Source organism: Bacteroidota bacterium, assembly GCA_039111535.1.
GTDB lineage: Bacteria > Bacteroidota > Rhodothermia > Rhodothermales > JAHQVL01 > JBCCIM01.
Genome location: JBCCIM010000207.1, coordinates 1 through 11,352, shown reverse-complemented (window position 1 = coordinate 11,352; position 11,352 = coordinate 1). Strand labels below are relative to the sequence as shown.

Here is an 11,352-nt window from a genome sequence, read left to right as displayed (position 1 = left end):
GTAGGTGAATACGGGCGGGAGGCCATGAGCCGGCGTAAAATCAGTCCCAATCCGCAAGTTGCGCTCGTGCGCGGTTTCTTTATCTTCCTGGCGATGGCCGCCGGCCAACTGGTGATCGTTGGGACGATCTCTCTGCCGCCTTCCCTTATCGAGGAAGATAAAGAAACCGCGCACGAGCGCAACTTGCGGATTGGGAATGATTTTACGCCGGCTCATGGCCTCCCGCCCGTATTCACCTACCAGCGAGGCAAAACAGCAAAGCAACAGAATGTTACTCCACGTCCAGGTAAACACAAAGCCTAACAAATGCAGCAACCGCTTGCCTACTGGCACCCCCTCCCCAAGCACCCCTTGTAAGACATTGTCTGATGGGATTGTAGAACCGGCCACAAACAATGCAATCCAGAACAGCAGGCTCAGGCTTAGAATAATCGTGGATGAGGCCTTGGAAGCCATGATAGTGTTTACCCCTGTGGGTTAATATTTATGTGTTCATGATCAGCGCCGCGCCATCGTTTTACTTGCCCAAACCATGCCATACGTAAGGCTTTTTAGAAATCAGCTAAATCAACCCAAATTCAGCTTTTTCAATACTTTAGCTGTCTCTTATTCAACACAATCTGCCCGCTAAAAAAGGCACTCCCAGCCAATCTTTAAACAACAAAAAAAGCGCGGATGTACCGAAGTACACCCGCGCTACTGCTGTGGGTCGAGGGTCAACTCGAGTTTACCATCCTGGCGACAGTTGCAGACCAAAATGGGCGCCTTTCTCCGGACGCTGGAAAGGATAGGCGTAGTAGACTTCCAAAATGGCTGCACCGAACAACAGGAACCGTGAGGAAATACCGGCACTGGCTACAGGTGACCGCCCCGTAGCATTGCGCGAGAGCGTAAATTCCGGGCTTTCTTCAGCGGTCCACGCCATGCCGATATCAGCAAACAGCGTCAGCTCTGTCGGCAAATAAGGAAAGTTGATGAGACCTATCTGTTCATTTCCCAATAAAGGCATTCGAATTTCTGCGCTTGCCATCGCGATACGTGTACCCGACAACCTTGAAGATTCAGGACAAGCAGCTGTTGAGCATTCATCTGCGCTGAAGTTATTCAGGTTATAGCCACGTACAAATCCCTGATAATACGTTGATCCCAGGTATTCATTGCCAAACACCGCGTTCTCATCAGCACCGTAATTGCCAATATGTAATCCACGGAAGGCAAAGGTAAACGGCTTTGTATGGAAGTACTGACGGTAATCGGTTGTGAGCGTGACAAAGCTGTCCGTACCAAAACTTGGACTCACCTGCACCCGCTGCCGGGTACCGTTTAGCGGAGAGACAAAACCAAAATTGGCCGTGTCTTTCACATAAGCAACGCCAACCTGTCCCAGATACAGCGGATCTGGCTCCTGGATACCGCTGTCACCGCTTGTCCGGTTGCCTATCTGATCGAACGTACGCACCTGGTAGTCGAAACCGTAGCGCGCCATACCGGCACTCACTTCAATCCGCCGCGTGGTACTAATCGGGTAGGAAGCATAGCTGCCCACTTGCTGGATAAAGAGTCGCTGAATCAACTCATTGTACAACAACGACCCGTCGCCAGCGGTGCTAAATCCACCTGTATACCCAAAGATCACGGGAATATGGGCCCCATAAAAGCCATAGTTTAGCCGGCGTTTCTGGTTCAGGTAAGCAACCTGTCCACCCACGTCTTTCAATGTACCGTTTGCCAACACGCTCACCGTGAGGTTGTGGTTACCCAGCATGTCGCTGAAGTAAAACCCGAGGCTCCCCCCAAGGCCGGCACCAAACGGACCACCTACTGATACACCAACAGACGGTGGCGCAACGTAATCCAGTTTCAGACGCGAGCTGTATTCTTTGATGTCATACTCCGGGTTTTCGGGCAAGCCGAGGCCGGCATCAGACAAATACGCTCCCACAATGCCTTCTTCGGGCGATTTCATCGGTGGTAGTAAGCCGGCATAAGTCGCCCCTGCCGATCCTACTTCGTCCCCGCCGATTGCGGCAGCCAATCCGTCAGTCTGCAGGATGCCGGTTGAAGCCAGGACACCTGGCATCAAGGATGCATTTACAAGAGGGTTTCCTTCAGTTTCTTCAGCATCAAGGCTATAGATGGTATAGGCATTATTTCCGTATACCGAAAACGCCATAATCCCGCTCTGCGACGCAATCGACATAGCCGGCGCCGTAGCAGTTATACCGCTGGCCCCCGTTTGAAGGTTTGTAATGGCATAGACCTCTTTGGTATTTAATTCCGCCCGGTAGATGTCTTTAAAACCATCATGATTGGAAATAAAGAACAAGTCTTTACCATCGGGCGAGAATTGCGGGTTGTGCTGCACGCCACGGTCAAAGAGATCCAGTGACTGAATTTCGCCAGCTTCGACATCAATCATTGAAACGGTCAGGTCGCCATAAGCCAGCCGATCAAAATCGGTGCCTCGTGTACCACGGTCTGATACAAAGGCAATCTGTGTACCATCAGGTGACCAAACGGGCTGCAAGTCTGCATAGCGATCCTCGGTGAGTTGGCGCACTTCATTGGAATCCAGATCCAATACATAGAGATCACTGATCCCGCCGTTCATGCCGGAAATCGCGAGGAATTGACCATCAGGCGACCACGCAAGGTTTAACAATGCGCTCACATCACCCAAATGAATGCGGCGATCAATTTTGCCTGAATCCAAATTCCAGATTGCAATTTCGTTGTCGCCGTTAGCAAACGTGATAAAGGCAAATTGTTTACCATCCGGGGACCATGTGCCAGCGGTGCTGATAAACCGCATGGAGTCAAAATGTGAATCCGCCGTCCGTTTGCTCAGCTTCTGGATGACCTCTCCGGTCCTGGTATCTGCAATGAACAGGTTGATGGAGAAGAGGTCTTTTTCTGACAAGAAAGCAACATAGCGGCCATCCGGACTCAGAACCGGAGCTATGTTATACCGCCCGCCTTCTTCTTCGCGAGAAACGATTTCACGGCCACTTTCAGCTGCCGGTGTCCGCCCTGAGAGGAATGGCAAATACGCGTCTTTAATTGCGGCTGCCCACTCCGTTGAAAGAGAATCCGGCTCGATACCCAGTGTGTGCACAAAGGCTGTATCCAGCCCGGTGCGGCCGGCAAGCTTGTAGAGATTGGATACGGAAACATCCCCATATTTACCGCCAATGTAAGCCATGTAGGCCTGCCCATAACGATAGGGAAAATACTGGTACGGTTTGTTGGTGAGATCATCGATGGTTGGCAAATCATCTCTCAGGACTGCATCTCTCAACCACATGGCTGTGTGGGCATCATCCCGGCCAACAGATAAGTATTCCGCCGTTCCTTCTATAAACCAAAGGGGAATATTTCTGAGGTTAAATCGGACCTGTTCTTCACCACCTTGTTCAGCAAAAGCTATATCATATTGGAATGAATGCACCAACTCGTGTCCGAGCACATGGTCTGTCTCAGCGTAATGGCCGGTGAGTGGCATTACAACGCGCTGCTTCAAACTTTCAGTAACCCCCCCGGTGCCTTCTCCCAGCGTTCCATTAATAATGTTTGTCTGATGGAAGTCCGCATCATTCGCGTATAGGATGATAGGCTTTTTATCCGCAAACTGACGCAAGTAAACGAGGCTATGGCGCTCGTACCACCGCTCAGCCATCCGGGCTGCATCCATAACAGCTTCTTCGGATTCGGGGTAAAAGAAAAAGGTAAAGTGTTCAGTATCAAACTGTTTAAACTCAAAGTTATCGTACTGCACTTTGTTACGCCCAAAGTACTGGGCCTGTGCGGAAGGGACGCCGAGCAAAAGCAACAACAGGGCACCCATCCATAGATGCGGACGGACTACAAACATGGATTTTCTGTATTAATGGATTAAATATTCAGCGAACGATGCGCTTGCTAATGCTGGCTACCGATATAGCCAGTTACTGATGAGGTGCCTCCGCCTTTAATACAGTTGGAAGTTGGCTTATGCGTAATGAAATGTCATTTTTTGCACATTTAATGTGCAATTGGTCAAAATTGTACAAACAAAAAAAGGGAGATCGCTAAAGGCTCGGTAGCGATCTCCCATCCCTTTGATCCTATCTCGATTGAAGGGATAACCGGGGTAAATATGCATGCTTGCGGCGTGCATGTCCGGGGTTCTGTAGAGGCATCATCTTTAATACAAACCGGCGGAAGGGTATGCGTAAGGCGCCGGCAAAAAAGAAGAGAAAATTCGGGTTAGAATCCGAGACGGACAACCATGGATGGCAGAAACGGAGTGAGGGGACGTTCGACTTTAAATACGCTACCGAGTTGATCGTTGTACGACAGGCTCCACTCTTCAACGTTGTTGTAGGCCAGGATATTTGACAGGTCGAACCTGACTTGCAACGTGGTGTTTTTGAGCTGCTGATTGAATGCTATACCAAAGTCGAGATGGGAGATAACGGGCAACTTGTGGGCACCCGGATCTGAGAGATCGTAAATCCCAAGTACTTGCGTATCAGGATTGGGCTCGAGGAAGTTGTAGTAGGCCTGGCGGAATGCCCAGGATTGCCCAATTTTGTTCTCAAGCCGACCAAGAATAGTAACCTGATCGGTTACCCGATAAGACAGGGAAGTCACAACCCGGTGCGGCACATTCCACGGCACAGAAACGGATGCGCCATCAAAACGATTGGCAATCTGTCGTTCAGCTACACTGTACTCATACTGGAATCGGGTGGTCAGCTGTTTGGTTTTCCGCTCCAGTGAAACAGCAGTACCGTAAGCAAAACCTTTTGCACCAGTCAGCAAGGCACTTTGCGTGGAGAGGCTCTCCCCGGAAGCACCAGACAGCACTTCATTTGCGTAATCAATCACCAACAGGTGAGGCTGGGCCTTGTAATAAGATTCAATCTGCAATTGCCATTCCGGATGTGGCATAAAAAGCAGGGATCCACTTGCATGGAGCGCTTTAGAAGGCCGCTGCGAGGCATCTACAGGCAACCAGAAACGCAGGGTTGAAACCAAGGCGTTGATGTTGACCGACGAAACGTCGAACTGATTGACATACTGGCGATAAAGCCCAACAGCACCCCTGAAAGCCCATGGACCAATCGGGCTAGCCGATGCGTCGTGCCGCAGGGCAAGCCGTGGCTCTGCAAATACTTGCTCGTGGGTACTGAGATAGGTTAGCCGCACACCCAGGTCGAGCGTGGTTTTATCAGAAATGCTGTAGCGATGATCTGCAAAAGTAGCCAGGCGAAGCTGCCGGCCGTCGATATTTGCCTGTTTTGGCGTACGCACTTCTTCGCTTCGCGGACGCTGCATGTTCAACACAAATTGGCTGTTGTCATACATGAGCTCAATGCCGCCAGAAAGGAAATGGCGCGCGCCCAATGTTTGATCAAACGTGCCGCGCAATCCCCACTCGGTAATCCGATTTACGTCTTCATAGCCCAGCTTCAGCGCTGACAAGGCCGCCTGGGAGTATTCGAAGCCGGCATGTGAACGTCCGGCGCCTGAAGAGTCGGGTGGTGGCGGTTTGCCGGTGCCCGTATAGTCGCCATCGTAAGCATCATGATTAAACGATTGCGCACCACTAAACTGGCTGTACCATCCGCCCCATTTAACAAAGGTCTGCCGGCCCAGAACACGCTCATAACTCACCTGGGCAACGGTGTTGGTCCAGTTATAGTTATTGTCGAAGTTGAAAAATCGCTCATCGACGCCCTCTGGATCAGGTGCTGCCTGAAAACGTCCTTGCACCACACGGTCATCGCCCAGGGTGTTGCCGCCACGGTAAAAAGAAGCGTGCAAGCTGCTGGCCGGATCGAAGGTCAACCGCAAGGCGCCGTGCACATCATAGAAATCGTAGTTGTTTTCAAAATCGGTTGCCCGAAAATCATCGCGGTCACCCTCAGCAATAGCCTGCCATCCCTTGGGCCGGCTCGACTCAGCGCTGTATGCATCTGCTGAATGTCGGTCCTGCGGTAACATGACGTTCATTGCGTGCAAGTCGGGCGCGCTCCAGTTATCAAAATGGGTTTGGAGTCCCTGATGCTGGTAAATGGACCACAACGCTTTGCGGCCAGCAACCATCCAATTGGCACGCATCCCGGAACCATCTCCAAAAGAACCCATGGCGCGGGCGTTTGCACTGATGGGATCAACCTGAACGTCAACAATGCTTCCACCGATGGATGAGAGGCGGTGCGTAGCATCAATGACACCAGAAAGCGAACTCCCTACAGAGGCTGCATAGCCGGCTTTGTGGACTGTGAACTTGTCTAATGCAAATGGACTAAAAGGCCCAACAATGCCCCCGTTTGAAATGGGCAGAAACACGGGAGCACCATCGAGGCGGTATTGGTGTTCACCAGCTTCGCCCCCCTGCACGTGCACGTCTGAAACGGCATCTCCATTCCGTAAGCCAATGACTGTATTTAGATTTTTGATCACATCCTGGCTTCCATTGCCCGCATAAGAACCATCGATGGGCACATCGGGAGACTGAAGCTGCTCGGATGAAAACTGGGGTACCAAGCCATTCACAACGATCGGAGACGAAAGCAGCGGCTCAACTTGCAGTCCGAGTTCAATGCTGGCGTTTTTGTCGGAGACAACCTTTATGGTGTGGGTTTTATCCTGGTAGCCGATATAGGACACCCGAACACGATGAGATCCGGGGGCGAGCTGCGAGAATGCAAACCGGCCGGCACTATTTGTCACATCCCCAACGCCGGCGTCTGCAAGCAGCACATGGGCATTGGGCAGCGGTTCACCGGAAGCCCCGTCCACTACGCGGCCTGTAATTTCTCCCCATTCGATAGCAGGCTTGGACTGGGCCATCAGCACATAAGTGCCGGAAGCCAGTTGGATGTAGGTAAGCCCCGTCTCTTTCAACAAACAGCGCAGTACAGCTTCTGCCTCCAGGTCAATTGCCTGACAGTACGCCCGCTTGCCTTTTACCAGATCAATATCGAAGGCAATGCTGATACCTGATTGTTCGATAAAGGCGTCAAATGCATCGCTGAGCGGCGTTCCAGAGGCTACCATAGAATAAGTAGCAGGCGCCTTTTCCTGTGCAATCACCTGCTGTATCAGGCCACTTGCCGGCGCAAGTACCAGAAACACGACAAGCGCACGGCAAAATTGCAGTGCGCCTGAGCTGAATGGCGATCTATGGCTAAGATGGTCTGGCATCAATAGCTATCTCATACGGCCTTGCGTGACCAAGCGTGTTTAATTGGATGCATATATTTCATATCCACCGTTGACCTGACGGTATTGTAGTCCCAATGTAAGGACAATGTCTTTCACAATTGCTTCAGCTGAAGCCGGCTGCTCAATTGCGAGTTTCATACGTCGTGTGCGCAAGTTTTCGGGCTGCAGCGTGATGGTCGTATCGAAACGACGCGCTACATCATCGAGTATCGAACCGAGGCCGGCATCCGAGAAGAAGAAATGGCCAGATCGCCATGCTTGTGCGCGGCGTACCTGCACAGTATCTGCTTGCGATGCTTCCAACGTGTTTGCACGAACAACACCGGTTTGTCCCGGCACCAATTGAATCGTTTCAGCTGATTCTTCGCCGGCCAACGCAACTTTGCCTGTAGCAAGGGCAACGCGGGTTTCAGCATCAAGCCCTTCTTCCCACGCACGCACATTAAATGTGGTACCCAATACCTGAACCGAGGCATTGAACGTTTCTACAATAAACGGCTTTGTATCCTTTTCTACATCAAAAAACGCTTCTCCAGTTAATGATACACGACGCGACCCCATAAAGAACCGGGGGTATTGCAGTGTGGCGCCACTGTTAAGCTCAACGGTAGAGCCATCCTGTAGCTGCACAACAGCGACTTCACCCAAAGGCGCAGTAACACGCACAGGATTCAAAAGGAAGGCAGCAGCAACAGCGCCAAGCAAAATGGTTGCAGCTACAGCCATCCAGCGCATGGGAATCAGTTGCGCAGCAGGGTTGAGGGTATGGATTTTTGCTGTCGGCCCCGCATCTTTCTGCGTTGCCTCAGGATTATCCAGTTCTGCTTCAATATTGGCCCAGACAGCGTCGAGCGTCGACTGGGCAACCGGCTCGCGGGCCTGATCGCTTACGGCCCAGGCGTTTTGCAATCCTGTCACTTCCTCAGCAGGAAGATCTGACAGCAAAGCGTCCAGTTCGGATGGCATATTTCGTTTATCGGGTGTTTTCACAGCGTGATGTTATCGTTTTGCAGTGCATCCAGTCGGCTACGCAAATGTTTGAGTGCGAGAAAAATGTGGGTGTTCACCGTTCGCTCACTCAATCCCATGATGTTGCTTATTTCTTTGTGTGACAGATCGTGGTGCCGGCTCAATACAAAAGCCTCGCGCCGGCGTTCAGGCAACTCATCAATCCACGCGTGCAACCGCGCAGCGAGCCTATTGGCTTCCAGCACAGCATCAGATGCAGTACTTTTGCCGGCCAATGCCTGGTCAAACACATCTTCCCCATCAGCTTGCTGGTACACCATCGGCGCGCGTTTGCGATTCATATTGATCGCTGCATTGCGCGTCATCGTGTAAAGCAATGCATGAAGAGAGGATTCAGGTTTGATCCGTTCTCTGATCTCCCACAATTTCAAAAAAACATCCTGTATTACATCACAGGCACTTGCTTCGTCGCGTGTTATGGTTTTAGCATAACGCACAAGTTGTGCACTCATGTCTTGGAACACAGCGGCGTACGCTCCCCGGTCGGAGTCTCGAAGTTGACTCGCCCATACTTTAAATCGGTTTACGGGTTTTACGTTCTCCCCCATTGAGCCTTCCATTCCAGGGATTATTGAGCCGTTTTTACCAACGGTTCAATCATATTACACATCAATAAACTACAATGCGTATCCCTTTACGCAAATAAATGCGCAGGGCACTTTTCATTGTACTATAGACGTAACAAAATTGCCTTCAATTCCATTGTGTAAAAAAAATTGTAATACCGTTACGCATAGTGCGAATTCAGATTGTATTAAAGGCGTGGTAGTCATACCGCTACTATCACGGTGGCGAACGCAGGGGAGCAGCAAACGTGCTTTTTGGGTCTAAAATGCCGTTTCTGCTGCTCCCCTCTTTTTCTTCCGAATAAAGCGGACACTATCATTGCCTCATGCAGTGCCTTTACTTCTGGCGAAGAAGTCTTAGAGTTTAGCCCGATCTATGGTGGTAGATCGGGCTTTTTTATTGTCGAATGCCGAGTTAGCGGTTGAGGGAATGATCTATATTTTTTTGGGTTTTCGTATTTCCGGGTTTCTCTTTTGCATTATGACAGTGCTCGTAGCAACGCTATTGTATTCTGCTGTGTCAAATAAAGAGCATCACTCGGCAGTCGACACCCGGCTTTAAGTGTTGAGCCCCATTTATGTATCACAAAGGATAAAACGCTATCCTTCACGCCTCATACCCAACTTGATTTTGTCTCTACATCACAAATAACACGACGCGTCAAAATGTGCTCCTGTGCTCGTTTTCCTCCTCCACGTCATGCCGGACTTCATCCGGTATCCAGAAAACGATTGGGTGAAATGCCCCCCATTAGTGGTACCGGAAACTATAATCAAGTTCTGGCCCTGTCTTAGAACAAGGTATGATCCTTAGTTGCGATTACAGTGCTTGCTGCTACGCTTTCTCTATTGCCAGGACATTCGTGTAAAATATTTTTTACACGAAGTATAACTTTATTTACACCCTGCCGTAAAGCAACGCATATCAGAACCTGTTTTGTCTCCACCAATTGATAAAACCAATGAATGCTTCATTCGAAGAAAAGAGCGCCTGGATACAGTTAACCAGTTTACTTGTCAGCCTGGGCGCCTATTTCCTGCTCGCAGGACGCATGCTTTTTGAAGGCGTTGACGTATTGCCGTTCTACGTGCCCCTTTTCACCATAGCTGTGATATCTATTGTACTGATCAATGTAGTTGGTCATATAGCAGCGAGCATCATGGCACCTGATACGGGCAAGGATGAAAGGGATAAATTGATAGGCTGGCGTGCTGAAAGCAACGCTGCATGGATATTAGCAGTTGGCGTGCTGTTAGCCATTGTCTGTATGATCCTCTCAGTGAAGGTCGTTTGGATCGCGCATCTGCTACTGCTTGCACTGTTTGTCTCCGACAGCGTCAAGTACACGCTCCAGCTTGTGTATTACAACCGCGGCGTCTGATCATGGGCACAAACATCACAAACAAAATCCGCGCATTGCGTTTTCACAACGACGAAATGACCCAGCAGCAGCTTGCAACACAGGTAGGTGTTACACGCCAGACCATACACGCGATTGAAAGCGGAAAGTACTCCCCTTCGCTTGAAGTGGCGTTCCAGATTGCAGCGGTATTTGATGTGCCGCTCGAAGAAGTGTTTACGTATGGGGCTTCGTGAGGGGTAGCATAGTCTTGGCACAGGACGAGCCTGGTAGTCTTCGCACCACGATCTTTTTTCCCGCGCAAATACCCACGTCGTTGCTCATGCCTAATACACATGGTCATGCCTGATACACTACGCCCAATCTATCAACCGGAAGCCCCGTTACTAATTCAATAACTAATCAGCTTGAGACTTCAGCTTTTTTGCAGCATCTATCCCCGTTGGAATGATACTAATCACTACGGCCAGTACCAATAACGCGCCTGGCAGCGCGTCCACGATTGATTTATCCCTGACCACCGTAATAACCAGAATTGCAATAAAGGTGAGGGCTATGAATGCAACATATATGCGTGCTGCTATAAGTGTGATTCGTAAATCTTTGATCGTCATATCTAAAGATATTTTTGAGTCCCAAGAAAACCTGTTTCCTCTAAAAGAAAATTAGGCCTAAGCTATAACTTCAGCATTCGGATACAAAACAACTACTCCGCCTCAACTATTAGGGCCTGATTAAAACACGTCAGACATCACACCCATAAGACTCATCTATCAGCTCGAGTTCGGTTCCTTTTAAATAAAGCGAACCCTTATCTCTACATCCATTCCTCATTTTGGATTCCCACTGAACAAACAAATACGCTTAACCCTATAATTGTAGCCGAAAACAGGGTTCAACTCCTCTAGCAAATCGAATTCTTGTCGCAGCGTATGAATCTATTTATTTCCATTTCCACCTAATCTAACTAGCTCCGATCAAATGCTTTACGCACTACTTTATAAACGGCGGTGTTAACAAAAAAAGACAACTATGCTGTAACAATAAGGAGATAAGCGTTCGTTTTGCGCGTATTTAAAAAAGGTCCAAAAATTGGAGGTATTTAGGGCGTATGGACAATCGATTGAACATATCATTCGATTCATTCTGCGCACGATGCGCTGCATCGAACGAAAAAAGGG

The 11,352-nt window shown here is 49.8% G+C and carries 8 protein-coding genes; 2 read left to right on the top strand and 6 right to left on the bottom strand.

What is annotated here, in order from left to right:
* The 5 genes from AAF564_22755 to AAF564_22735 all read right to left on the bottom strand — a co-directional run.
* Positions 1 to 456 (bottom strand): hypothetical protein (locus AAF564_22755; protein MEM8488387.1); only part of this gene is annotated, 456 nt, incomplete at its 3' end.
* Positions 457 to 727: 271 nt separating this feature from the next.
* Positions 728 to 3,871 carry a peptidase S9 gene (locus AAF564_22750; protein MEM8488386.1) on the bottom strand — a complete coding sequence of 1,048 codons (3,144 nt, stop codon included), beginning with the start codon at positions 3,869 to 3,871 and terminating at the stop codon, positions 728 to 730.
* A gap of 374 nt (positions 3,872 to 4,245) precedes the next feature.
* A complete protein-coding gene (locus AAF564_22745; GenBank protein ID MEM8488385.1) occupies positions 4,246 to 7,194 on the bottom strand; it encodes a carboxypeptidase regulatory-like domain-containing protein in 2,949 nt (982 codons plus the stop codon).
* 39 nt (positions 7,195 to 7,233) lie between these two features.
* A complete protein-coding gene (locus AAF564_22740; protein ID MEM8488384.1) occupies positions 7,234 to 8,181 on the bottom strand; it encodes a FecR domain-containing protein in 948 nt (315 codons plus the stop codon).
* A gap of 20 nt (positions 8,182 to 8,201) precedes the next feature.
* Positions 8,202 to 8,804, bottom strand: a complete 603-nt coding sequence (locus tag AAF564_22735) for an RNA polymerase sigma-70 factor (GenBank protein ID MEM8488383.1) — start codon at positions 8,802 to 8,804, stop codon at positions 8,202 to 8,204.
* Between the two features lie 968 nt (positions 8,805 to 9,772).
* Here AAF564_22735 and AAF564_22730 point away from each other — a divergent pair.
* Complete coding sequence (locus AAF564_22730) at positions 9,773 to 10,192, top strand: hypothetical protein (protein MEM8488382.1); 420 nt, start codon at positions 9,773 to 9,775, stop codon at positions 10,190 to 10,192.
* 2 nt (positions 10,193 to 10,194) lie between these two features.
* Positions 10,195 to 10,407, top strand: coding sequence for a helix-turn-helix transcriptional regulator (locus AAF564_22725; GenBank protein MEM8488381.1), 213 nt, complete (start codon positions 10,195 to 10,197; stop codon positions 10,405 to 10,407).
* Between the two features lie 162 nt (positions 10,408 to 10,569).
* On the opposite strand, the gene AAF564_22720 is transcribed toward AAF564_22725, so the two are convergent.
* Positions 10,570 to 10,785, bottom strand: coding sequence for a hypothetical protein (locus AAF564_22720; protein MEM8488380.1), 216 nt, complete (start codon positions 10,783 to 10,785; stop codon positions 10,570 to 10,572).
* Positions 10,786 to 11,352 lie beyond the last annotated feature (567 nt).